A 24070-nucleotide genomic window follows, 5' to 3' on the forward strand; every position below is an offset into this window, starting at 1 on the left:
GCATTGCCCCGGGGGTGGGCGGACGGCCCGCGAGCGCACGGTAGGGTGCGCAGCCATGGATGACGTCGTCGTCGGCCCTCTCGACCTCGCCGCCCGCGTGGACGACGCGCTTGCCGTACAGGCCGTCGCCTTCGGGCTCACCGACGACGAGATCGCCGTCCGCCGCCATGTCGTGTTGCGGCACCTCACCAACTCCGGTGCCCGCGCGCTCGGCGCCACCACCGCCACCGGCCGGCTCGCCGGCTTCGTCTACGGCATGCCGAACAACCGCGTCTACTGGTGGTCCACGGTCGTCCAGCCGTACCTGCGCGCCGTCGGCGAGGACCGCTGGCTCGACGACACCTTCGTCATCACCGAACTGCACGTGCACCCCGCCTTCCAGCAGCGCGGCATCGGCCGCGAGCTGATCACCCGGATCACCGACACCGCCGCGGAGCCCAGGAGCCTGCTCTCCGCGATCGACGCGGAGAGCCCTGCGCGCCACCTGTACCGGCAGCTCGGCTACCGCGACCTGGCCGGCCGCGTGGTCTTCCCCGGCGCCCCCAGCCCGTACGTGGTGATGGGTGCCGAGCTGCCGCTGCTGCGCTGAGTTGTCCACAACCGGCGAGTTGTCCACAGCTTCGGCGGACGAATTTCCGGCGGGCGCGCGTCCGGCGCTAGAGTCCGGGGCATGAGCCAGCACAGCCACGTTCAGCGCATGTCCCGGATGATGCTCAAGACGCTGCGCGACGACCCCGCCGACGCCGAGACCGCGAGCCACAAGCTGCTCGTCCGCGCGGGCTACGTCCGCCGCTCGTCCGCCGGGGTGTGGACGTGGCTGCCGCTCGGCAAGCGGGTCCTGGAGAACGTGGCGCGGGTCGTCCGCGAGGAGATGGACGGGATCGGCGGCCAGGAGGTGCTGCTCCCCGCCCTGCTGCCCCGCGAGTTGTACGAGGTGACGGGCCGCGCCGAGGAGTACGGCGACCTGCTGTTCGCGCTCCGGGACCGCAAGGGCGTCGACTACGTGCTCGGTCCCACGCACGAGGAGCTGTTCGCCCAGGTGGTCAAGGACCAGTGCTCGTCCTACAAGGACATGCCCGTGATCCTCTACCAGATCCAGATCAAGTACCGGGACGAGGCCCGGCCGCGCTCGGGCGTGCTGCGCGGCCGCGAGTTCCACATGAAGGACTCGTACTCCTTCGACACCTCCGACGACGGCCTCGCCGCCTCCTACGGGCTGCACCGCGAGGCGTACCAGCGGATCTTCGACCGGCTCGGCTTCGACTACCGCATCGTCTCCGCCGTCTCCGGCGCCATGGGCGGCTCGGCCAGCGAGGAGTTCCTCGCGCCGGCCGCGGCGGGCGAGGACACCTACGTGCAGTGCCCCTCCTGCGGCTTCGCGGCGAACACCGAGGCGCTGACGACGACGGTGGCGCCCGCCCCGCTCGACGGGCACCCGCCGGTCGAGGAGCTGGACACCCCCGGCACCCCGACGATCGAGACCCTCGCCGCGCACCTGGGCGTCCCCGCCTCCGCGACGCTGAAGAACCTGCTGGTGAAGATCGACGGCGAGATCACCGCCGTCGGCGTGCCCGGCGACCGCGAGGTGGACCTCGGCAAGCTCGCCGAGCAACTGGCACCGGCCGAGGTCGAGGTCGTCACCGCCGAGGACTTCGCCGGCCGCCCCGACCTCGTGCGCGGGTACGTCGGCCCGCAGGGCATGGCCGGCAAGGCGTTCCGCTACCTGGCGGACCCCCGCGTCGCCCCCGGCACCTCGTGGGTGACCGGCTCCAACAAGCCCGACTCGCACGCGCGCAACGTGGTCTGCGGCCGCGACTTCGAGGTCGACCGGTACCTGGACGTGGTCGTCGTCGAGCCCGGCGACCCCTGCCCGCGCTGCGGCACCGGCATCGAGCTGGACCGGGCCATCGAGATCGGCCACATCTTCCAGCTCGGCCGCAAGTACGCCGACGCCTTCGAGCTGGACGTCCTCGGCCAGAACGGCAAGCCGGTCCGGGTGACCATGGGTTCGTACGGGATCGGGGTCTCCCGGGCCGTCGCCGCGCTCGCCGAGCAGACGCACGACGAGCTGGGCCTGTGCTGGCCGCGCGAGGTGGCCCCGGCGGACGTGCACATCGTCGCGGCGGGCAAGGCCAAGCAGACGGAGCTGGCCCTGGAGCTGGCGGAGAAGCTGGGCGCGGCGGGCGTGCGGGTGCTGGTGGACGACCGGGCCTCGGTGTCGCCGGGCGTGAAGTTCACCGACGCCGAGCTGATCGGGGTGCCGCAGATCCTGGTCGCGGGGCGCCGCGCGGGCGACGGCGTGGTGGAGCTGAAGGACCGCCGCAGCGGGGAGCGCGAGGAACTGCCGGTGGACGAGGCGCTGGCGCGGCTGACGGCGGCGGTGGGCTAGCCCGCGGCGCGCAGGAAGTCGGCGGCGACCGGACCCGCATCCTTGCCGCCGGAGCCCCCGTCCTCGACGAGCACGCTGAAGGCGAGGTCGGCGCCCTCCAGGTAGCCGATCATCCAGGCGTGGGTGCGCGGCGGGCTCTCCGTGCCGAACTCGGCGGTGCCCGTCTTGGCGTGCGGCAGGCCCGGGAGACCGGCGAGCGCCGAGCCCGAGCCGTCGGTGACCACGCCGCGCATCAGCGAGCGCAACTGCTCGTAGGTGTGCCTGTCGAGCGTCTCCGGCGCCCGGTACGGCTTGTCCACCGCGTCCGGCACCAGCACCGGCTGCCGGAACCGGCCGTCCTTGACCGTCGCCGCCACCGACGCCATCACCAGCGGGCTCGCCTCCACCCGGCCCTGCCCGATCATCGCCGCCGCCTTGTCGTTGTCGCCGTCGGCGGCCGGCACGCTGCCGTCGAAGGTGGTCGTGCCGACCTGCCAGGTGCCGCCGATGCCGAAGGCGCGGGCCGTGTCCGTCAGGGTCCGCTCGTCCAGTTCGTCGCGCAGGCCGACGAAGGCGGTGTTGCAGGACTGCGCGAACGCCTCGGCGAAGGTGGTGCCGGGCGGCAGGTCGAACTCGCCCTGGTTCTCGAAGCGCTGCCCCGCCACGTTCGCCGCCGCCGGGCAGGCCACGCGGTCCCGGGCGGCCAGGCCGCCGTCGAGGAGCGCGGCGGCGGTGACCGTCTTGAACGTGGAGCCGGGCGGGAAGCGGCCGGTCAGCGCGCGGCTCTCGCCGGAGTCCGGGCTGTCGGCGACGGCCAGCACCCGGCCCGTACGGGGGTCGATCGCGACGATCGACGCGCTCTTGCCGAGCCCGCCGAGCGCCTCCTCCGCGGCGCGCTGCACGCCGGGGTCGATCGTCGTGCGCACCGGCTTGCCCGCGCCCGGCTTCTTGCGCGCCAGGGTGCGCACCGGCGCGCCCGTGGCCCGGTCGGCGATCACGACCTCGCCGCCGGGCGCCGCGAACAGCCGCTTGTCGTAGCGCGCCTGGAGCGCGGAGGCGCCCCTGCCGGTGTCCGGTGAGACGGCCCCGACCAGGGAGCGGGCCAGATGCGCGACGGGCTGCACGGAGTCGACGAACTGGAGCCCCGGGACGGCCAGCAGCCGGTCGCGGTGCTGCCGGTAGACCTCGTCGCGCAGGGTCACCACCGGCACGGACTCGTCGGGCTCCGCGGCGGCGACGCGCTTCTTCAGCGCCCGGATGTCGAGGTCCGCGCCGAGCGCGGGGTCGGCGAGGGCGGCGTACGCGCGGTCGGGGTCGGACAGCTTCGCGGGCCAGACGGAGACGGCCCACACCTTGGCGTCGCCGGCCAGTTCGGAGCCGTCGGCGGCGAGTATCGGGGCGCGCCCGGCGCGCTGCGTGGTGGTGACGAGGGTCTGGTGCGGGCGCAGCGCGGGGTGGACGAGCCGGGGCTCCCAGCGCACCCGCCAGCCGTCGTCGCGCCCGCTCTCCGCCGCAGAGTCCCCGCCCTTGCCGCTGTCCCCGCCCCCAGCGCCGTCGCCGTCGCCGTCGCCGTTGCCGCCGTCCGGGTCCGGGGGCAGGGCCACCGCGCGGGTCTCGTACTCCCAGGTGCCGAAGCCGGGCAGCCGCAGGCGCACGGAGAACGGCACGGTGTAGGTGCCGTCCTCGCCCTTCTCGGCGTCCTCCAGGGACACGAGCACGTCCCGCGGGTCCAGCCCGCGGTGTACGGAGTCCAGCAGGTCGGCGGCGGCCCGGGGCCGGTCGGTGTGGCTCGCGGCCTTTTCGTGGGCGCCGCGCGCCCAGGCGGCCACGTACGCCCGCACCCCCTCCTGCGCGTCGCCGGCGTCGTCGTCGCCCATCACGTACGCGATGCTCCCGGCCAGCACCCCGGCGGCGACCACGACCGCCCCGGCGACCAGTGCCCACTGGGACCGTACGCGCGAGGGCGGAGCCAGATCCATGCGGGCATCCTAGGCCGTCGCACCGGCGGGGCCGTGGACGCCAACGGGCCGCCCGCGGACGGCGGTCGGCGGCGGGCGCCGCGGTGCGCGCTCAGAGCCAGCCCGCGTACTCCAGATGGAGTTCGCCGCCGTTGCGGTCGCCGCCTGCCAGGGCCGTCACGCCGGTCGCGACGCAGCGGAAGAGCGTCCAGTCCCGCAGCCGGTCGCGGTCCACCTCCAGGGAGTCCGCCAGCTTCGTCAGCCGCCGCCGCGTCGCCGCCGCCGCACCCGGCGCGGCCACGAGCGTGTCGACGCGGTCCCGGGCCGGCCAGGCAAGGTCGTACGCCCGCTCGCCCACCAGCGGGCGCGGCCCCACCGCGAGCCACGGCATCCGCTCGGCGGACAGTACGTGCCCCTGGTGGTAGTCGCCGTGCAGCAGCACGTCGGGCCCGGCCGCCGCCCGGTCGCCGAGCAGCGCCTCGCGGCGCTCCAGCGCCGCGTCGACCAGCTCCGCGTACGGCTCGGCGCGCAGCTCGCGCAGCCGCTCCGCGAGCCGCCCGGTGTGGTCCTCGACCGTCGGCAGCGCGTGGCCGGCGGGCGGCGCGGTCCACAGCCGCTGGAGCGTCGCCGCCGCCTCCAGTTGGGCCTTGGCCTCCGCCAGCGAGCGGAGGCTGACGTCCGCCTGGAGCCGTTCGAGCAGCAGTGCCCCCGAAGCCGTGTCGGCGCGCAGCAGCCGCACGGCGCCGACGCCGTTCCAGTGCTCCAGCGCGCGCTGTTCGGCCGCGATGCGCTCCGGCTCGTACGCGACCTTGAGCGCGGCCGGAGTGCCGTCCTCCTGCCGTACGAGGACGAGGACGCTGGTCCGGCCGCCTGGCGCGTGCACCCGCTCCGCGGTCAGCGACCAGCGCCGCAGCAGGCCGTCCACCAGCGCGGACAGCCCCGCGAGCCAGTCGTGGCCCGGATCGCCGTGGGCCCGGACATGGCGCAGCAGGCGCTCCGGCGGCTCCAGCCGGTACTGCGGTGCAGTTGCCATACGGGCGGTGTCCTCTTGCCGGGTCGGGGTGGCTGGGGTCGGGGTGGCTGGGTCGGGCCGCGATGGCCGGTTCGGGCCGGGGCGGGCGGGTCAGTCCTGGCGGCCGGCGCCGTCCTGCCGGCCCGCGGGTGCGGTGTCGGGCGTGCGTTCGGCCAGCCCAGGGAAGGCTACGCTCCCCCCGCGCCAGCGCGCCGCCCGGACCGCCGCCTCGCGCAGCGCGGCCGCCGCGTCGCGGCGCAGATCGCCGTCGGCGGCCCGCACGAGGTCGGCGTAGCTGCCCGCGATCCGGTCCTCCAGTTCGGTCGCCAGCCGCACGGCGGCGGCCTCGTCCGGCACCGCGAACGGCAGCGCGTACGCGGCGGCGGCGGGCTGCGGCGGGTCGCCGAGGTCGCGGACGACGCGGCTGAGGGCGTCGCGGCGGGCGCGGTGGGCGTCGTACCCGGCGCGCGCCTCCGCGGCACGGCCGCCGCGGGCACGGGCGCCGACGACGCCGTAGCCGTAGACGGCGGCGTGCTCGGCGGCCAGCGCGCGCTGCGCCGCGGCGCGGGCCTCGTCGGACGGTTCGCTCACGGTGCCTCCTGGGCTGCGGGACGGGTGCGGGCCGCCGGCCGGTGGCCGGCGCGGCGCCGGGGGCGGTGGCCCGTAGCGCTCACGCCGTGGCCCCGAGGAGGTAGACGTGGGCCGCGCCCGCCGCGGCGACCGAGGCCAGCAGGCCGGCGAACTCCCCCGGGGCGGTGGCCAGGGCGGTGGTGTGGGCGTCGGCGGTGTGCTTCTCGGCGGCGGCCAGCTCCGCGACCGCCTTGGCCGGGTCCGCGGGCACCGGCTGCCCGCCGCGCTGCTGCTTCGGCGGCGGGGGAGCGGCGTCGGCGCGGTCGCCCGGGCCGTCCGCCCCGGTGGCCGGGGACGCGGCGCGGGCGTCCGCGGGCAGGCCGCGGGCCAGGGCGGCCACGTGCCGCGCCACCTCGGCGCGCAGCGGGTCGAGCGTCGTGGCCAGGCCGGGGTGCGCCGCGGTCGTCGCGTCGTAGCGGCCCAGCAGGAGGCGTGACTCGTCCGCGGCCCGGCGCCGGAGCCGTTCGCTGCGCGCGGGGTCGGAGTCCCCGTCGCCGCCGCCGTCTCCGGAACAGCCTGCGGTGGTGCCTGTCGCCGCCAGCACGGCGGCACCGGCCAGCACGGTCCTTCTCGCCGGGAGTCCCTTGATCCGCACGAGCCGAGCGTACCGGTGGGCAACGCACGGGTCGTGGAGCGGATACGCTTTGACCGGACACGTGACGTCACACAACAGCACACGCGGCCGAGGAGTCACCCGGATGAGCACCACCCAGAACGAGAGGCTGCGGGATCTGCTGGAGCCGCTCGTCAAGGAACGCGACCTCGATCTGGAGGAGATCGCGCTCACCCCGGCGGGCAAGCGGCGTGTCCTGCGGGTCGTGGTCGATGCCGACGGCGGCGTCGGGCTCGACACCTGCGCGGAGTTGAGCCGGCGCGTCGCGGCGGAGCTGGACGCGACCGACGCCATGGGCGACCGCCCGTACGTGCTGGAAGTCACGTCTCCGGGTGCCGACCGCCCGCTGACCCTGCCGCGCCACTACCGTCGTGCAGCGGACCGTTTGATCAAGGTGCAGCTACGGGAGGGCGGCGAGGTCGTGGGACGGATCACCGCGGCGGACGACGCGGGGGTGGACCTTGAGGTGCCGGGGGTGAAGGGCCGCAAACCCACCTCCCGGCGGCTGGACTTCGGCGAGATCGCCGCGGCCCGGGTCGAGATCGAGTTCAACCGCAAGGTGACGAAGGACGAGGAGGGCTCGTAGCCGTGGACATCGACATGAGCGCCCTGCGCGGCTTGGTGCGGGAGAAGGAGATCTCCTTCGACCTGCTGGTCGAGGCCATCGAGTCGGCCCTTCTCATCGCGTACCACCGCACCGAGGGCAGCCGCCAGCAGGCCCGCGTGGAGCTGGACCGGGAGACCGGGCACGTCACGGTGTGGGCCAAGGAGGACCCGGACGACGTGCCGGAGGGCGGCGAGGCCCGGGAGTTCGACGACACCCCGTCGGGTTTCGGCCGTATCGCCGCCACCACCGCGAAGCAGGTCATCCTCCAGCGGCTGCGGGACGCCGAGGAGGAGATCACCTTCGGCGAGTACGCGGGCCGCGAGGGCGACATCGTCACCGGCGTCGTCCAGCAGGGCAAGGACCCGAACAACGTGCTGGTCGACATCGGCCGGCTGGAGGCCATCCTGCCGGTGCAGGAGCAGGTGCCGGGCGAGGAGTACAAGCACGGCACCCGGCTGCGTACGTACGTGGTGCGGGTGACCAAGGGCGTACGCGGCCCGTCCGTGACCCTGTCGCGCACACATCCGAACCTCGTGAGGAAGCTCTTCGCGCTGGAGGTCCCGGAGATCGCCGACGGCTCGGTGGAGATCGCGGCCATCGCCCGCGAGGCCGGGCACCGCACGAAGATCGCCGTGCGCTCCACGCGCTCCGGACTGAACGCGAAGGGCGCCTGCATCGGCCCGATGGGCGGACGGGTGCGCAACGTGATGGCCGAGCTGGGCGGCGAGAAGATCGACATCGTCGACTGGTCCGACGAGCCGGGCGACCTCGTCGCCAACGCGCTCTCCCCGGCGCGGGTGACCAAGGTCGACATCGTGGACCTGGCGGCCCGCTCGGCGCGGGTGACGGTGCCGGACTACCAGCTCTCGCTGGCGATCGGCAAGGAAGGCCAGAACGCGCGGCTGGCGGCGCGGCTGACCGGCTGGCGCATCGACATCCGCCCGGACACCGAGCAGCCGGCGGACTGAGCCGGGCGAAAACCCGGTCGCCCCGCCGGTCGTAGATCACGTATGGTCGTGGCCGCCGTGGGCTGCGCGTTGCCCTGGGCAAAAACAGCCGTTCGATTGCCACCCCGAAGCGGGTGCCCGTCGGCCGTGGAGGTAGACTTGAGCGTGTCTGGCCGGACGCGCGCCCGGGGCTGCCCCGAGCGCACCTGCGTGGGGTGCCGGGTGCGTGCGACCAAAGGCGATCTGCTGCGTGTGGTGGAGGCCGGGGGCGCGTGCGTCCCCGATCCCCGCGGTACGCTGCCCGGCCGGGGCGCGTATCTGCACCCCGTCAAGGCATGCCTCGACCTGGCGGTCCGCCGCCGGGCGTTCGTCCGGGCCCTGCGGGCCCGGGGCCCGCTCGGCACCGCGGACGTGGACAGGTTCGTGGAGCAGGCCGTGGAGGCAGACATGAGCACGAAGAACACGAGCGCAGCGCGGAACCCCGCGCAGCCAGGTACCTCGCGAGTCGGAAGTGGGTCGAGATTGCGATGAGCACTCGATGAGTACGCGATGAGTACGCCCATGCAGAAGTAGCGACGGTCCGGCGGACACCCCCGGACCAGAAGGAGCGAAGTGGCTAAGGTCCGGGTATACGAACTCGCCAAGGAGTTCGGAGTCGAGAGCAAGGTCGTCATGGCCAAGCTCCAAGAACTTGGCGAATTCGTCCGCTCGGCGTCCTCGACCATCGAGGCGCCGGTCGTACGCAAACTGACTGACGCATTCCAGTCCGGCAACGGTTCGGCTGCGGCCAAGCCCGCCGGCAAGCCCGCAGCGCCGAAGAAGCAGGCCGCCGTCAAGCCCGGCGTGCCCGGCGCACCCGCGGCGAAGCCCGCCCCCGTCCAGCCCGAGCAGGCCGCGGAGCGCAAGCCCGCGCCGCGCCCCGGTGCCGACGCAGGCAGGCCCGCCCCCACCCCGGCGCCGCGTCCGGCTCCGGGCCCGACCCCGCCGGCGCAGAAGGCGTCGGCCCCGGCGCCCGAGGCGCCGGAGTTCACCGCGCCCCCCGCCGCCGACCGCGGCGGTGCCCCGAAGCCCGGCGTGAAGCCGGGTCCGCGTCCGCCCGCCCCCGCACGGGGTGGCGGCGGCGGTCAGAGCGGTGGTCAGGGTGGCGGTCAGAGCGGTGGCCAGACCGGCGGCGGCGGTGGCCGTCCCGGCGGTGCGCGCCCCGGCGCGCCCGGCCCGCGCCCCGGCGGCCGGCCGGCGGGCCCGCGCCCGGGTAACAACCCCTTCACGTCCAGTGGCTCCACCGGCATGGCCCGGCCGCAGGCCCCGCGCCCGCAGGCCCCCCGCCCCGGCGGCGGCCAGGGCGCCCAGAGCGGCGGCGGCCCGCGCCCGCAGGCGCCGGGCGGCTCCCGGCCCACCCCGGGCGGCATGCCCCGGCCGCAGGGCGGCCAGGGCGGCGGCGCCCGTCCCGGCGGCCCGCGCCCGAACCCCGGCATGATGCCGCAGCGGCCCGCCCCCGGCGGGCGCCCCGGCGCCCCGGCCGGCGGTCGTCCCGGCGGTGGCGGCGGTGGCCGTCCCGGCGGCGGCGGTCCCGGCGGTCGTCCGGGCGGCGGCGGTGGCGGCGGCGGTCGTCCCGGCGGTGGCGGCGGCTTCGGCGGTCGTCCCGGTGGCGGCGGCGGTGGCGGCGGCTTCGCCGGCCGTCCCGGCGGCGGTGGCGGCGGTGGCCGTCCCGGCTTCGGCGGTCGTCCCGGCGGTCCCGGTGGCCGCGGCGGCACGCAGGGCGCCTTCGGCCGCCCCGGCGGTCCCGCGCGCCGCGGTCGCAAGTCGAAGCGGCAGCGCCGCCAGGAGTACGAGCAGATGCAGGCGCCGTCCATCGGCGGCGTGATGCTTCCGCGCGGCAAGGGCGAGACGGTCCGTCTCTCCCGCGGCGCGTCGCTCACCGACTTCGCGGAGAAGATCAACGCCAACCCGGCGTCCCTGGTCCAGGTGATGTTCAACCTGGGCGAGATGGTCACCGCGACGCAGTCCGTCTCCGACGAGACGCTGCACCTCCTGGGCGAGGAGATGAACTACACCGTCCAGGTCGTCAGCCCGGAGGAGGAGGACCGCGAGCTGCTCGAGTCCTTCGACATCGAGTTCGGCGAGGACGAGGGCGGCGAGGAAGCGCTCGTGGCGCGGCCCCCGGTGGTCACCGTCATGGGTCACGTCGACCACGGCAAGACGCGCCTGCTGGACGCGATCCGCAAGACCAACGTCCTGGAGGGCGAGGCCGGCGGTATCACCCAGCACATCGGCGCGTACCAGGTGGCGACCGACGTCAACGGCGAGGAGCGCCGGATCACCTTCATCGACACCCCGGGCCACGAGGCGTTCACCGCCATGCGTGCCCGCGGTGCGAAGGCGACCGACATCGCGATCCTCGTGGTCGCGGCCAACGACGGCGTGATGCCGCAGACGGTCGAGGCGCTGAACCACGCCAAGGCGGCCGACGTGCCGATCGTCGTCGCGGTCAACAAGATCGACGTCGAGGGTTCGGACCCGACGAAGGTGCGCGGCCAGCTCACCGAGTACGGGCTGGTGGCCGAGGAGTTCGGCGGCGAGACGATGTTCGTCGACATCTCCGCCAAGCAGGGCCTGCACATCGAGAACCTGCTGGAGGCCGTCGTCCTCACCGCGGACGCCAGTCTGGACCTGCGCGCGAACCCGAGGCAGGACGCCGAGGGCATCGCGATCGAGGCCCACCTCGACCGCGGTCGCGGCGCCCTGGCGACCGTGCTGGTCCAGCGCGGCACGCTGCGCGTCGGCGACACGATGGTCGTGGGCGACGCCTACGGCCGCGTGCGCGCCATGCTCGACGACCTGGGCAACCCCCTGGACGAGGTCGGTCCTTCGACCCCCGCCCAGGTGCTCGGTCTGACCAGCGTCCCCGGCGCCGGGGACAACTTCCTGGTGGTCGAGGAGGACCGTACGGCCCGCCAGATCGCCGAGAAGCGCGCCGCGCGCGAGCGCAACGCCGCCTTCGCCAAGCGCACCCGCCGGGTGTCGCTGGAGGACCTGGACAAGGTGCTCAAGGCCGGCGAGGTGCAGCAGCTCAACCTCATCATCAAGGGCGACGCGGCGGGTTCCGTCGAGGCGCTGGAGTCCTCGCTCATGCAGCTCGACGTCGGTGAAGAGGTCGACCTGCGCGTGCTGCACCGCGGCGTGGGTGCGGTCACCGAGACCGACATCGACCTGGCCACGGGCTCGGACGCGATCGTCATCGGCTTCAACGTCCGCGCCGAGGGCCGGGCGACGCAGATGGCCGAGCGCGAGGGCGTCGACGTCCGGTACTACTCGGTGATCTACCAGGTCATCGAGGAGATCGAGGCCGCGCTGAAGGGCATGCTCAAGCCGGAGTACGAGGAGGTGGAGCTCGGCACCGCCGAGATCCGCGAGGTCTTCCGCTCCTCCAAGCTGGGCAACATCGCCGGTGTGCTCATCCGCTCCGGCGAGGTCAAGCGCAACACCAAGGCCCGGGTCATCCGCGACGGCAAGGTGGTCGCGGAGAACCTCAACATCGAGGGCCTGCGTCGCTTCAAGGACGACGTCACCGAGATCCGTGAAGGCTTCGAGGGCGGTATCAACCTCGGAAACTACAACGACATCAAGGTGGACGACGTCATCGCGACGTACGAGATGCGCGAGAAGCCGCGCGGCTGATCCGCAGCACCGTCGGCAGGGGGCGGCCCTTCACGAAGGGCCGCCCCCCGCCGCCCCTCCATCCCGTATATCCCGTACCGGCGGGTGATCCGGACACACGTGTACGTAGGGACGCTTTCCTGCGACTTCCTCCTCGGCGACGTACGGTCGCTGAAGGAGAAGCGCTCCGTCGTCCGCCCGATCGTCGCGGAGCTGATCCGCAAGTACGCGGTGACCGCCGCGGAGGTCGGACACCAGGATCTGCACCGCCGGACCGTGATCGGTCTGGCGACGGTCTCCGGGGACACCGGACACCTCACCGATGTGCTGGACCGGTGCGAGCGGATGCTCGCCGCCCGGCCGGAGGTGGAACTGCTGGCCGTACGCCGGCGGATCCACCACGAAGACGACGAGTAGAACAAGTGGGCAAGGAGACGGACCAGTGGCCGACAACGCACGGGCGAAGCGCTTGGCGGACCTCATCCGTGAGGTCGTGGCCGAGAAGCTCCAGCGGGGCATCAAGGACCCGCGGCTCGGCTCCCGGGTGACCATCACCGACACGCGCGTCACCGGCGACCTGCGGGAGGCGACCGTCTTCTACACGGTGTACGGCGACGACGAGGAGCGGGAGCAGGCGGCGAAGGGGCTGGAGAGCGCCAAGGGCGTGCTGCGCTCGGCGGTCGGCGCCGCGGCCGGGGTGAAGTTCACGCCCACGCTCGCGTTCGTGCCGGACGCGCTGCCCGACAACGCCAAGAACATCGACGACGTCCTGGAGCGCGCCCGGCTCCAGGACGAGCAGGTGCGCAGCGTCGCCGCGGGCGCGGAGTACGCGGCCGGGGCGGACCCGTACCGGCGGGAGCGGGACGAGGACGACGCGGACGACGACGGCGAACCGGGCACCGGCGACGGCGAGTCGGGCCCCGGCGACGCCTCGGCGGACTCCGGCGCGGCGCGCGGCGACGCGGACGGGGGCCCGGCGGGGGCATGAGCGGGAAGTCGACCGGCCCGGACGGCCTTGTCATCGTCGACAAGCCGGCCGGGCTGACCTCGCACGACGTGGTCGGCCGGCTGCGCCGGCTGGCCCGTACCCGGCGCGTGGGCCACGCCGGGACGCTGGACCCGATGGCGACGGGCGTGCTCGTCGTCGGCGTGGAGAAGGCGACCCGGCTGCTCGGCCATCTCGCGCTCACCGACAAGGAGTACCGGGCCACGATCCGGCTCGGCCAGACGACGGTCACCGACGACGCCGAGGGCGACGTCACGGCCGCCGCCGACGCCGGTGACCTGCCGCCCGGCGCGGTCGACGCCGGCATCGCCGGGCTGACCGGCGACATCATGCAGGTGCCGTCCGCGGTCAGCGCCATCAAGGTGGACGGCAAGCGGTCGTACAAGCGGGTGCTCGACGGCGAGGCCGTGGAGCTGCCGGCCCGGCCGGTGACCGTCAGCACGTTCGTGCTGCACGACGTGCGGGCGGCGACGGCCGCGGACGGCACGTGCGTGACGGACCTGGACGTGACGGTGGAGTGCTCCTCGGGCACGTACATCCGCGCCCTGGCCCGCGACCTCGGCGCCGGCCTCGGCGTCGGCGGCCACCTCACCGCGCTGCGCCGCACCCGCGTCGGCCCGTACGGGCTGGACGGCGCGCGGACGCTGGTGCAGTTGGAGGAGCGGCTCGACGTGCTGCCGATCGGCGACGCCGCGGCGGCGGCCTTCCCGCGCTGGGATGTGGACGCCGAGCAGGCGCGGCTGCTGTCGCACGGGGTGCGGGTGGCGGTGCCGGCGGAGCTGGCGGAGGGGCCGAACGCGGTGTTCGGGCCGGACGGGCGCTTCCTGGCGCTGGTGGAGCCGGCCGAGGGGCGCGCGAAGGCGCTGGCGGTGTTCGTCTAGCGGGAGTTGCCGCACCCGGGGGTACGTGACGGCCGTCCGCGGCTGCCCCGGCCCCGGCCCCGGCCGCCCTGCGTCGCTATTGCGCCGAACGGGTGCCCCGGGGGGCGCATCGTGCCATTCCTCGTTTCCCGTGATCAGCCGGTGGCAAGCCATGCCCTGGGGCCCACCCGGGGAGGCTGGTCGTTGCCGCATTCATCGCCGCCGCCGCGCGCTCCCGGCACCGTCGTGCGCATCCGCGACCTCGCCGGCCGGCCGCGGGGCACCGGATTTCTCGTGGACGCCGCGGGCACCGTGCTCACCAGCCACGAGGCCGTCGACGGCCTCGCCCGGCTGGTGCTGCACGCCCCCGGCGGCACGCACACGTGGCTGATCGAGTCCGCGGACGTCACGTCGCTGCCGGGCGCGGACCTCGCGGTCGTACGGGCCCGGGGGCTGGCCGGCGCCCGGCCGTTCCCGCTCGCCGCCGCGGTGCCCGACGACGGCACGGAGGTGGCCGTCGCGCTGCCGCGGGCGCGGGTGCCGGGGCGGGTGGTGGCCGCGGCCACGGCCACGTACACGGCGACCGACCGCTACCACCTCGTCGAGGGCGTGCTGCAACTCGCCCTGGCCCCGCACGAGTCGCTGCTCGCGGGCGGTGAGGCGAGCGGCGCGCCGGTGCTGGACGCGGCGAGCGGGGCGGTGGTCGCGGTGGTCGGCACCGCGCTGCACGCGGACCGCGGCGGGGTGTCCCACGCGGTGCCGTTGCGCGGGGCGGCGGACGACGCGGCGGGGACGCTGTCGGCGGCGCTGGACCGGGGCGGGGCGCAGGTGGCGGCGTACGGGCGGGACCTGAACCTGGCGGGGGCGCTGGAGCTGGGGGCGGCGGGGCTCGGTGGGTTCGGGGCCGGGGGAGTCGCGGTTGCGGAGGGTGCGGCGGCGGCCGGGGCCGGCGGGTGCGCGGGGGGAGTCGCGGAGGTGGGGGCTGCCGCGGTTGGCGGGGCGGGAGCCGGCGGCCGTGCCGCTGCCGCTGCCGTGGGCGGGGCCGCGGGGTGCGGGGGTGGCCCGGCTCCCCGGGGTCCGGCGGGAGTGCGGGGCGGGGTGTGGGCGGAGCCCGTCGAACGGCCGGCGGTGGCGGCGGAGTTCGGGCGGTTCCTCGGCGGCACCGCGCACGTCCTCGCGCTCGTCGGCGACCCCGGCACCGGACGGTCCACCGAACTCGCCCGCCTCGCCGCCCGTCGCGCGGCCGGCCCGGACGCCGCGCCGTCGGTGTGCCTGCGGGGCGCGGACCTGAAGGTCGCGGACGCCGGCGTACGCGACGCCGTGGCCCGGGCGCTCGGCGACGCCGCCCGGGTGGTGGCCGCCGCCGCGGGCGGCGCGGGCTGCGCGGGCGACCCGGCGACGGCCACCCCGGAGGCGGTGGCCGCGCAAGCGCACGTCGCCGGGCGGCCGTTGCTCGTCGTGCTCGACGCCCCGGAGGAGATGCCGCCGGTGCTGGCGCACGCGCTGGGGGACTGGACGGCGCACACGGCGCGGTGGCTGGGCGCGCACGGCGTACGGCTGGTGCTGGCGTGCCGGCCGGAGTACTGGGAGCGGGCCGGCGCGCTGTTCCCGGCGGGGACGCTGCACGCGGGGCGGTCGGGGCCGGGCACGCTGCCGCCGTGCGTGCCGCTGGGCGACTTCACCCCGGCGGAGGCGGAAGCGGCCCGTACCCGCTACGGCATCCCCGCCACCGCACTCCACCCCGCCGACGCCCGCCACCCGCTCACGCTCCGCCTGCTGGCGGAGGTCCGCGCGGCACTGCCGCGGGCCGGCGGGGCGGGGGAGGGCGCGTGTGCGCCGGGCGGGGCCGGGCGGGCGCAGGATTCGCTACGGGCCGGGGTGGAGCCGCCGGGCGGGGGCGGAGGCTCGCATGCGGTGGTGCCGGTGCCGGGCGGGGTCGGGATGGAGACGCGGGGCGCCGGACCGGGTTCTGCGGGTGGCGTGGGCGGTGCCGCGGTACGGGGTCCCGGGCCGTCCGGCGCGGAGCTGTCGGGCGGGGGCGGTGGCTTGGACTCCGCGGTGCCGGTGCCGGTGCCGGTGCCGGTGCCGGTGCCGGGCGCGGTCGGGGTGGAGACGTGGGGCGTCGGTAAGGGCTCCCCGGCCTCGGTGGGGGGCGCCGCCGTACGGGATCCCGCGCCGGCCGGGGCGAAGGCGCCGGGTGCGGGCCCAAGGGCCGCGGCCGGCGAGGGCTGCGGGCCGCGGCGGTGGGAGGTGTTCGAGGGGTATCTCGCGCTCGTCTGCCTGCGCATCGCCCGGCGGCTCGCACAAGGGGCGGGCCCCGGCGGGCCGCGGGGGGCCGCCGTCGGGCGGCTCGCGGCGTACGTGGCCGGGCAGGCGCACGAGGCGGCGCGGCGGTGCCTGGGGCCCGGGCAGGGGGAGTTGGAGCGGGCCGCCTTCGAGGAGCTGTTCCCCTGGCGGGTGCCGGACCCCCTCGCCGGCCTCACCGGGTGGGCCTCCGCGGTGCTCGCCGAAGGGCTGCTGGTGCCCGCGGGCGCCGGCTACCGCTTCGCGCACGAGGCGTTCGCCGACTGGCTCCAGGGTGCGCACCTCGACGTCGACGCCGCCCTCGCCGTACTCGTCCACCGGACCTCCGACCGCTGGCGCCCCGGCGACCTGCCGTCCTCCGCCGACGGCGGCGCCGGGCGCCGCGCGCTGCCGGTGCCGCCGCACCGGATCGGGGCGTGCGTCGAGGCGCTGCTCCTGCTGGAGCGCCGCCACGGGCGTACGGAGCTGGGCCACCGGCTGACGGACCTGCTGGCCGCCGCCGACGCCGCGGCCACCCGCCGCTCCTCGTTCCCCGAGCCACGCCGCGCGCCCGGCGCGGACGGGGCCGCAGCGCCCGCAGACGGCGGCTGGTGGGGCGCCCACCTGCTGGCCGAGACCCTGCTGCGGGTGCCCGACGCCCGCCCGTACCGGCAGGTGCTCCGGCGCCTCGCCGCCCGCGTCACCGGCCACGCCGCCCGCTTCGGCGGCACCGCACAACTCCCCGACGTGCTCGCCCCCTTCGGCCCCTCGTTCTGCACCCGGCTCCCCCTCCCGCTCGCCGACCGCCTCGACCTGCTGCGCGTCCTCGTGCCCGCCGACACCGGCCGCCCGTCCGCGTACCTGACCGCCGCGGGGGAACTGCTCCACGCCGACCCGGACACCGTGCAGCCGCTGCTCGTCGGCTGGTTCGACGACGCACGCGAGCTGCCCGCCGAGGGCGCCACCGTCGCCGACGCCGCCCAGGCGCTCCTGTACACCCACCGCACCCGCGCCGTCGACGACCTCACCGACGCCCTCGTCGCCGCCGCCCACCCGCGTGCCGGCGAACTCCTCGCCGCGCTCGCCGAGGACGAGCCGTCCGCGCTGTGCCGCGCCGTGGACCGCTGGGCGCGCGACCCCCGCGCGGAGCGGCGGGCCGCCGCCGCCACGTACGCGCCCGCGACCGCCCGGCACGCCCGCGGCGCCGCCGACCGCGCGCTGCTCCGCCACGCCGCCGAGGCCCTGCTCGCCCGGCCCGACGACGACACCCTCCACGGCCCCGCCCTCGCCGTCCTCCTCCGCGACCCCGACAGCCGCGCCGCACACCTCCACCGCGCCCTGTCGCTCCTCGACGCCGACGACCCGCACCTCGCCCCCGCCGACCTCGCCCCCGCCCTCGCCACCCACCCGGGCCCCGTACTCGACGCCTTCCGGGACCGCCTCCACCGCCCCGGCAGCGGCGCCGCCGACGTGCTGCGCACCCTCGCCCGGGCACGCGCCTCGGCCCCCGCGGTGGCGCGCGGCGCCGCGGACCTCGTCCGCGAGTACGTCGACCACCACCCCGAAGGCGCCGTGGCCGCCGCCGACTTCGTCGACCGGCGGCTGGAGCACGGGCAGGGCGACCGCGCCGTACTCTTCCCGCTCGCCGTGGAACTGCTCACCGCCCACTCGCCGGTGGTACGCCGCGCGCTGGCCGCCGTCGTCGCCGAGCCGGGCACCCGCACCTCCCGCGCGCTGCGCCGCGAGTTGCTGTCCGTACTGCTGGACCGCGAGCGCGAACCCGCCGTGCTCGACGCCCTGCTCGCCGCGGTCGGCCGCACCGCGGCCCGGCGCGCGGAGTGCCGCACGCGGGACCTCGTCCAGCACATCGGGACGCTGCTGTCCCGTACGCCCGAGGGGGCGGCCGTGTTCGACCGGCGGCTGGTGGCGCTGGCCGGCGAGCTGCCCGCGTTCGGGGAGCAACTGCGCGGGTGGCTGGCGGCGGACCCGGACGGCTGGGCGGTGCTGCTGGGGCCGAGCGCGCAGCTCGCCGTGGGCACGTCGCACCCGCGGCGCGCGTCCTGAGCAGGCGGGCGCGCGCGTTCCGCGGACCGCGGAGCCGGTACGCACCGGGCCGTACCCGAGCGCGCGCCGCGGCGCGAAACCGGCCGTCCCGCCGGGCCGGAGCGCCGCCCGGGTCCTGCACCGGGCCGCGAGCATGGCAGTCTTGTGTTCCACAACCCTGCACCGGGCAGGCACGGACAACGCGGACCGAGGAGCGGGCACAGTGCAGCGCTGGCGTGGCTTGGAGGACATCCCCGAGGGGTGGGGGCGCAGCGTCGTCACCATCGGCTCGTTCGACGGCGTGCACCGCGGCCACCAGCTCATCATCGGCCGGACGGTGGAGCGGGCCCGGGAGCTGGGCGTGCAGTCCGTCGTCGTGACCTTCGACCCGCACCCCATGGAGGTCATCCGGCCCGGCAGCCACCCCCCGCTGCTGGCCGCCCACCACCGGCGGGCGGAGCTGATGGCGGACCTCGGCGTGGACGCGCTGCTGATCCTGCCGTTCACCGCGGAGTTCTCGAAGCTGTCGCCGGCGGACTTCGTGGTCAAGGTGCTGGTCGACAAGCTGCACGCGCAGGTGGTCGTGGAGGGGCCGAACTTCCGCTTCGGCCACAGGGCCGCCGGGGACGTCGCGTTCCTCGCCTCGCTCGGCGAGACGTACGACTACACGGTGGACATCGTCGACCTCCAGGTCAGCGGCGCCGCGGGCGACGGCGAGCCGTTCTCCTCCACGCTCGCCCGCCGGCTGATCGCCGAGGGCGACGTCGCGGGGGCCGCGGAGGTCCTGGGCCGGCCGCACCGGGTCGAGGGCGTCGTCGTACGGGGCGCGCAGCGCGGCCGGGAGCTGGGCTTCCCGACCGCCAACCTGGAGACCCTGCCGCACACCGCGATCGCCGCGGACGGGGTCTACGCGGGCTGGCTGGACGCCGCGGGCGAGCGGATGCCGGCGGCGATCTCGGTGGGCACGAACCCGCAGTTCGACGGCACGGAGCGGACGGTCGAGGCGTACGCGCTCGACCGCGACGACCTCGACCTGTACGGGCTGCACGTGGCCGTCGACTTCCTCGCCTTCGTCCGCGGCCAGGAGCGCTTCGACACGGTCGAGGACCTGAAGTCCCAGATGCGCCGCGACGTCGACACCTGCCGCGAACTGACCACCGGCCGGTGAGGGCAAGGGGCCGTCCGGCCCCTGCCCGACGCGCGTAGAACGCCGCTACTGTCCCCGCCTGTACATGTTTGCAGGGGGGATCATGAGCAATTCACCATATGCGAACCAGCCTGACGGCCCCTACCCAGCCGCCCCGCCCCCGGGCCCGGCGACGCGGGACCGCGGGATCCGGACGGCCGTCGTCGCGGCCGGCGTCCTCGCCGTCTTCGGTGTCGGGGCCGCGGTCGGCAACGGCGCCGGCGGATCGGACGCCGCGGGTGCGGCGCCGACGGTCACGGCCACCGCTGAATCCACCGAGACCGTCACCGCGCCGCCGGAGCCCGCGCCGACCGTCACCAAGACCAGGACCGTCGAGGTCGAAGTGACCGAGACCGAGACCGTCACCGCCGATCCGCCCCCGGACAGCGGCGCCGACTCCGGCTTCGACCCGAACTCGGACCCCGCCGGGGACGGCGGCAACACCTCCGGCTACCCGGACGGCCCGCCGCCCGGCCCCGACGTCGACTGCCCGGATCTTCCGGGCCCCGTGTGGGTGGGCGACAGCGACCCGCACGACCTCGACCGGGACGGCGACGGCGTCGGCTGCGACTGAATCCGGCCCCTCGCCTCCCGGCGCCGCCGACGCCCCTCGGGGGTGCTACGTCGCCGGGGTCGCCGCCTGGATTTCCGCCAGGTGGCAGGCCACCCCCGGGGCGGTGCCGTCCAGGACCGGGAGGTCCGTGCCGCGGCAGGCGTCGGCGACACCCGCCGACGCCGCCGCGCCGGAGGCGAGCGACTGGCAGCGGGCGTGGAACCGGCAGCCGCCCGGGATCCGCGCCGGGTCCGGCGGCTCGCCCGCCAGCACCACCGGCTCCGTCCCCGACTCCGGCAGCACCGACAGCAGGGCCTTCGTGTACGGGTGCCGCGGCGCGGTCAGCACCTCCTCCACCGGCCCCGCCTCCACGATCCGGCCCAGGTACATCACCGCCACCCGGTCCGCGATGTTCCACGCCAGCCCCAGGTCGTGCGTGACGACCAGCGCGGACAGGCCCAGTTGGTCGCGCAGCCGCAGCAGCAGCGCCAGAATCTCGCCGCGCACCGAGGCGTCGAGCGAGGCCACCGGCTCGTCGGCGACGATCAGCTCCGGGTCGAGCACCAGCGCGCCCGCGATGACGACGCGCTGCCGCTGCCCGCCGGACAGCTCGTGCGGGTAGCGCAGGAAGAACCGCTCCGGCGGGCGCAGCCCGGCGCGCGCGAGCGCGGAGGCCACGACGGCGCGCTCGTCGCCGCGGTGGCCGTGGATGCGCAGGCCCTCGGCGACCGCGTCGTAGACGGTGTGCCGCGGGTTCAGCGACCCGCTGGGGTCCTGGAGCACGAGCTGCACCCGCCGGCGGTACGCCTTGAGCGCCCGGCTGCCGTACCCCAGCGGGGAGCCGCGGAACGAGACCGCGCCGGCGGTGGGGCGGACCAGGCCGAGGAGCGCGCGGGCCAGGGTGGTCTTGCCGCAGCCGGACTCGCCGACGAGCGCGACGATCTCGCCGGGGCCGATGGACAGGTTGACGCCGTCGACCGCCCGTGCGGCGGGCGCGCCGTGCCGGCCGGGGAAGACGACGCGGAGTCCGTCGGCGGCGAGCAGCGGCTCCCCGGCGCCGGCGCCGTCCGGGCCGCGTACGGGCGCCGACGCGGTGTCCGTACGGACGCCCGCGTCCCTCCGTACGTCCGTGTCCGCCGCGCCCTGCGCGGCGCCCGCGTCCGCGGTGTCCTTGCGAACGTTCACCGGCCCGCCCGCCCGTACGTCCTTCTCCGCCGACTCCCCGCTCACCGTGCCTCCTTGACGCTGCCCACGTGTACGCACGCCGCCCGCCGTCCCGGGCCCGACTCCCGCAGCCGCGGGTCGTCCGCCGCGCAGGTCTCCAGCGCCACCGGGCAGCGCGGGTGGAACGCGCAGCCCGGCGGCAGGCGGGCCGGGTCCGGCGGGTCGCCGGGCAGGCCCTGCGGGGCGCGGCGGTCCGCGGTGCGGCCGACGGTCGGGAACGCCGCCGCCAGCGCGCCGCTGTACGGGTGCTCCGCCGCCGTGAACACCCGCTGCGCCGGGCCCTCCTCGATGATCCGGCCCGCGTACATGACGGCCAGCCGGTCGCAGGTGTCGGAGAGCACCGCCAGGTCGTGGCTGATCATCAGCAGGCTGATGCCCTGGTCGGCGACGAGCCGCTCGATGAGCCGCAGGATCTGCGCCTGGATCATCACGTCCAGCGCCGTCGTCGGCTCGTCGGCGACGATCAGCCGCGGGTCGCACGCCAGCGCCATCGCGATCATCACCCGCTGCCGCTGGCCGCCGGACAGCTCGTGCGGGTACGCGCCGCCGCGCGCGGCCGGCAGCCCGACCTGCTCCAGCAGCCCGTCCGCCCGTCGCCTGGCCGCGGCCTGCGAGGTCTCCAGCCGGTGCAGCAGGATCGGCTCGGCGATCTGGTCGCGGATGCGGTGGACGGCGTTGAGCGAGTGCATCGCGCCCTGGAAGACGATCGACGCCCCCGCCCAGCGCACCGCGCGCAGCCGCCCCCACGACATGGTGAGCACGTCCTCGCCGTCGAGCAGGATCTCGCCGCTGAGCCGCGCCGAGCGCGGCAGCAGCCGCAGCAGCGCCAGCGCCAGGGTCGACTTGCCGCAGCCCGACTCCCCGGCGAGGCCGAGCTTCTGCCCGGCGGCCACGGTGAGGTCCACGCCCCGCACCGCGGGGACGGCGGCGGCGCCCGTACCGTACGTCACGTGCAGGTCCCGCACGTCGAGGAGCGTCACTTCGCCACCCCCAGCTTCGGGTTGAGTACGGACTCCAGCGCCCGCCCGGACAGCGTGAAGCAGAGCGCGACCAGCGCGATGGCGATGCCCGGCGGCACCAGGAACGACCAGTGCCCGGAGCTGATCGCGCCCGCTTCGCGGGCGTCCTGGAGCATGCCGCCCCAGGAGATGACCTGCGGGTCGCCGAGGCCCAGGAACGCGAGCGTGGCCTCGGTGAGGATGGCCTCGGAGATGACCAGCGTGGTCTGGGCGAGGACCAGCGGCATCACGTTCGGCAGCACGTGCCGGAGCATGATGTGCGTGTGCCCGCCGCCGAGCGCACGGGCGCGTTCGACGTACGGGCGGGCCTCGATGGCCAGCGTCTGCGCCCGTACCAGGCGCGCGGTCTTGGGCCAGGCGGCCACGCCGATGGCGATGATGACCGTGGTGACCGACCGGGACATCACCGTGGCCAGCACGATCGCCAGCACCAGCGTCGGCATGACGAGGAAGAAGTCCGTGACGCGCATGAGCACGCCGGACAGCCAGCCGCCGTAGTGGCCGGCGATCATGCCGACGAAGGTGCCGATGCCGACGGTCAGCGCGGCGGCCAGCAGCCCGACGGTGAGCGAGATGCGGGCCCCGTACACCAGCAGGTCGAGCACCGAGCGGCCGAACTGGTCGGTGCCCAGCGGGAACTCCGTGCTCGGGTCCTCCAGCGCCGTGCCCGGCGCGTCGGTGACGCTGTCGGCGTCGGAGCCGACCAGGAGCGGCGCGGCCAGGGCCACGAACGCGATGACGGCGAGCGAGACGAGGCCCACGAGCCCCGCCCGCTGCCCGCGGTACGCGCGCCAGAAGCGGGCCGCCGAGCGGCGCCGGCGGGCGCGGGCCAGCGCCCGCGGGTCGGTGGCGGCGGGTTTGGCGGCGGGCGGCCCGGCGGGGTCCGTACCCGGGGAGTCCGTGCCCGGGGAATCCGTGCCCGGGGAGCCGGCGCCCGGCTCCTTGCCCAGTGCTTCTGTGCTCATCGGCCCACCCGGGGATCGAACAGCGGATAGATCAGGTCGGCGACCACGCTCATCACGATCATCGAGCCCGCGTAGACGATGAACAGGCCCTGGATCAGCGGCAGGTCGGGGACGCTCAGCGCCTGGTAGAACAGCCCGCCCAGGCCCGGCCAGGAGAAGACCGTCTCGACCAGGATGGAGCCGGCCGCGATGAAGCCGAGGTTGACGAAGACGAGCGTGATCGTCGGCAGCATCGCGTTCGGCACGGCGTGCCGGCGGCGCACGAGGTCGTCGCGCAGCCCCTTGGCGCGGGCGGCCGTCAGGTAGTCGCTGCCCATCTCGTCCAGCAGCGAGGAGCGCATGACCAGCAGCGTCTGCGCGTAGCACGCCGCCACGAGGGTGAGCACCGGCAGGAACATGTGGTGGACCACGTCCACGACGTACGCGATGCCCTCCTCGCCGCCCGACTCCATGCCGCCGGTGGGGAACAGCCCGGGGATGGGGCCGATGCCGACGGAGAAGACGATGATGAGGAGCATCCCGAGCCAGAAGTGCGGCACCGACCACAGGGTGAGCGCGACGCCGGTGTTGACCTTGTCGCCCAGGCCGCCGTGCCGCCAGGCCGCGCGCGTGCCCAGCCACAGCCCGAGGGCGCTGTAGAGCACCACGGCCGTGCCGGTGAGCAGCAGGGTGGCCGGCACCCGCTCCCAGATGAGGTCCAGCACCGGCTTGTTGAACTGGTACGAGTCGCCGAGGTTGCCGGTCAGCGCGTCGCCGACGTAATGCGTGAACTGCTCCCACAGCGGCAGGTCGAGCCCGTACTGCCGGCGCAGCGCGGCGAGTTGCTCGGCGTCGACCTTGCGGCCGTGCGTCATCGTCTTGACCGGGTCGCCGGGGACGATCCGGAAGAGGAAGAAGCTGGTGACGAGGATGGCGAAGAGGGAGACCGCGGCGCCGGCGAGCTTGCCCGCCACGTAACCGAGGTAGGCGCGGCGGGAACTGCCCGCTGAGCCGCGGACGTCGGGCGCCGTTTTCACGGCGACGGGGGTGACGGGTGCTTCAGCCGTAGACATGGCCCTCGCTTTGCTGGGGTGCCGTCCGGGTGCGTGGTGCTTCAGGGGTGGTGCGTGAGGCGCGTGCGGAGTGCGTCTCGGGCGGGT

Annotated in this window: 20 protein-coding genes; 12 read left to right on the forward strand and 8 right to left on the reverse strand. The window is 75.8% G+C overall.

The genetic code is table 11. From position 1 onward, the window contains the following. Positions 1–55: 55 nt before the first annotated feature. Positions 56–589, forward strand: coding sequence for a GNAT family N-acetyltransferase (locus QBL21_RS09185; RefSeq protein ID WP_407561529.1), 534 nt, complete (start codon positions 56–58; stop codon positions 587–589). An 81-nt stretch (positions 590–670) separates the two neighbouring features. Further along, positions 671–2389, forward strand: a complete 1719-nt coding sequence (locus tag QBL21_RS09190; RefSeq protein ID WP_407561530.1) for a proline--tRNA ligase — start codon at positions 671–673, stop codon at positions 2387–2389. Here the strand turns inward: QBL21_RS09190 and QBL21_RS09195 are convergent. The 4 genes from QBL21_RS09195 to QBL21_RS09210 form a co-directional block, all read right to left on the reverse strand. Next, the gene (locus QBL21_RS09195; RefSeq protein WP_407561531.1) at positions 2386–4347 is read right to left on the reverse strand and encodes a penicillin-binding transpeptidase domain-containing protein; all 1962 of its coding nucleotides are present in this window, start codon (positions 4345–4347) and stop codon (positions 2386–2388) included. The two genes, QBL21_RS09190 and QBL21_RS09195, sit on opposite strands and share 4 nt — an antisense overlap. A gap of 91 nt (positions 4348–4438) precedes the next feature. Beyond that, positions 4439–5359: an aminoglycoside phosphotransferase family protein gene (locus QBL21_RS09200; protein ID WP_407561532.1), complete on the reverse strand. Its 921-nt coding sequence runs from the start codon at positions 5357–5359 to the stop codon at positions 4439–4441. 90 nt (positions 5360–5449) lie between these two features. Then, positions 5450–5929 carry a DUF4439 domain-containing protein gene (locus QBL21_RS09205; RefSeq protein WP_407561533.1) on the reverse strand — a complete coding sequence of 160 codons (480 nt, stop codon included), beginning with the start codon at positions 5927–5929 and terminating at the stop codon, positions 5450–5452. Between the two features lie 79 nt (positions 5930–6008). Further along, complete coding sequence (locus QBL21_RS09210) at positions 6009–6530, reverse strand: hypothetical protein (protein ID WP_407566359.1); 522 nt, start codon at positions 6528–6530, stop codon at positions 6009–6011. 136 nt (positions 6531–6666) lie between these two features. On the opposite strand from QBL21_RS09210, the gene rimP reads away from it, so the two are divergent. From rimP to QBL21_RS09260, 10 genes are all read left to right on the forward strand, one after another. Continuing rightward, positions 6667–7167: a ribosome maturation factor RimP gene (gene rimP, locus QBL21_RS09215; protein WP_407561534.1), complete on the forward strand. Its 501-nt coding sequence runs from the start codon at positions 6667–6669 to the stop codon at positions 7165–7167. 2 nt (positions 7168–7169) lie between these two features. Continuing rightward, complete coding sequence (nusA, locus tag QBL21_RS09220) at positions 7170–8156, forward strand: transcription termination factor NusA (RefSeq protein WP_407561535.1); 987 nt, start codon at positions 7170–7172, stop codon at positions 8154–8156. 144 nt (positions 8157–8300) lie between these two features. After that, the gene (locus tag QBL21_RS09225) at positions 8301–8666 is read left to right on the forward strand and encodes a YlxR family protein (protein WP_407566360.1); all 366 of its coding nucleotides are present in this window, start codon (positions 8301–8303) and stop codon (positions 8664–8666) included. 81 nt (positions 8667–8747) lie between these two features. Next, entirely contained in the window at positions 8748–11813 is a 3066-nt protein-coding gene (gene infB, locus QBL21_RS09230; protein ID WP_407561536.1) for a translation initiation factor IF-2, read from the forward strand. A 99-nt stretch (positions 11814–11912) separates the two neighbouring features. Further along, the gene (locus QBL21_RS09235) at positions 11913–12209 is read left to right on the forward strand and encodes a DUF503 domain-containing protein (protein WP_407561537.1); all 297 of its coding nucleotides are present in this window, start codon (positions 11913–11915) and stop codon (positions 12207–12209) included. A gap of 25 nt (positions 12210–12234) precedes the next feature. Then, the gene (gene rbfA / locus QBL21_RS09240; RefSeq protein WP_407561538.1) at positions 12235–12780 is read left to right on the forward strand and encodes a 30S ribosome-binding factor RbfA; all 546 of its coding nucleotides are present in this window, start codon (positions 12235–12237) and stop codon (positions 12778–12780) included. Further along, on the forward strand, positions 12777–13679 hold the full coding sequence (gene truB / locus QBL21_RS09245) for a tRNA pseudouridine(55) synthase TruB (protein ID WP_407561539.1): 903 nt from the start codon (positions 12777–12779) through the stop codon (positions 13677–13679). Before rbfA ends, truB begins: the two co-directional genes overlap by 4 nt. A 183-nt stretch (positions 13680–13862) precedes the next feature. Then, on the forward strand, positions 13863–18005 hold the full coding sequence (locus QBL21_RS09250; RefSeq protein ID WP_407561540.1) for a serine protease: 4143 nt from the start codon (positions 13863–13865) through the stop codon (positions 18003–18005). A 202-nt stretch (positions 18006–18207) separates the two neighbouring features. Beyond that, positions 18208–19152, forward strand: a complete 945-nt coding sequence (locus QBL21_RS09255) for a bifunctional riboflavin kinase/FAD synthetase (protein WP_407561541.1) — start codon at positions 18208–18210, stop codon at positions 19150–19152. A gap of 82 nt (positions 19153–19234) precedes the next feature. Beyond that, positions 19235–19744 carry a hypothetical protein gene (locus QBL21_RS09260; protein ID WP_407561542.1) on the forward strand — a complete coding sequence of 170 codons (510 nt, stop codon included), beginning with the start codon at positions 19235–19237 and terminating at the stop codon, positions 19742–19744. 45 nt (positions 19745–19789) lie between these two features. Here QBL21_RS09260 and QBL21_RS09265 read toward each other — a convergent pair whose 3' ends face one another. The 4 genes from QBL21_RS09265 to QBL21_RS09280 are packed head-to-tail and all read right to left on the reverse strand — an operon-like array spanning position 19790 to position 23983. After that, positions 19790–20953: an ABC transporter ATP-binding protein gene (locus tag QBL21_RS09265; protein ID WP_407561543.1), complete on the reverse strand. Its 1164-nt coding sequence runs from the start codon at positions 20951–20953 to the stop codon at positions 19790–19792. Then, positions 20950–21927, reverse strand: a complete 978-nt coding sequence (locus QBL21_RS09270; RefSeq protein WP_407561544.1) for an ABC transporter ATP-binding protein — start codon at positions 21925–21927, stop codon at positions 20950–20952. The genes QBL21_RS09265 and QBL21_RS09270 overlap by 4 nt, the downstream gene beginning before the upstream one ends. Then, a complete protein-coding gene (locus QBL21_RS09275) occupies positions 21924–22931 on the reverse strand; it encodes an ABC transporter permease (protein WP_407561545.1) in 1008 nt (335 codons plus the stop codon). The genes QBL21_RS09270 and QBL21_RS09275 overlap by 4 nt, the downstream gene beginning before the upstream one ends. Next, positions 22928–23983, reverse strand: a complete 1056-nt coding sequence (locus QBL21_RS09280; RefSeq protein ID WP_407561546.1) for an ABC transporter permease — start codon at positions 23981–23983, stop codon at positions 22928–22930. The genes QBL21_RS09275 and QBL21_RS09280 overlap by 4 nt, the downstream gene beginning before the upstream one ends. Positions 23984–24070: the final 87 nt, after the last annotated feature.

Source organism: Streptomyces sp. 184, assembly GCF_045781775.1.
In the GTDB taxonomy this organism is placed as follows: domain Bacteria; phylum Actinomycetota; class Actinomycetes; order Streptomycetales; family Streptomycetaceae; genus Streptomyces.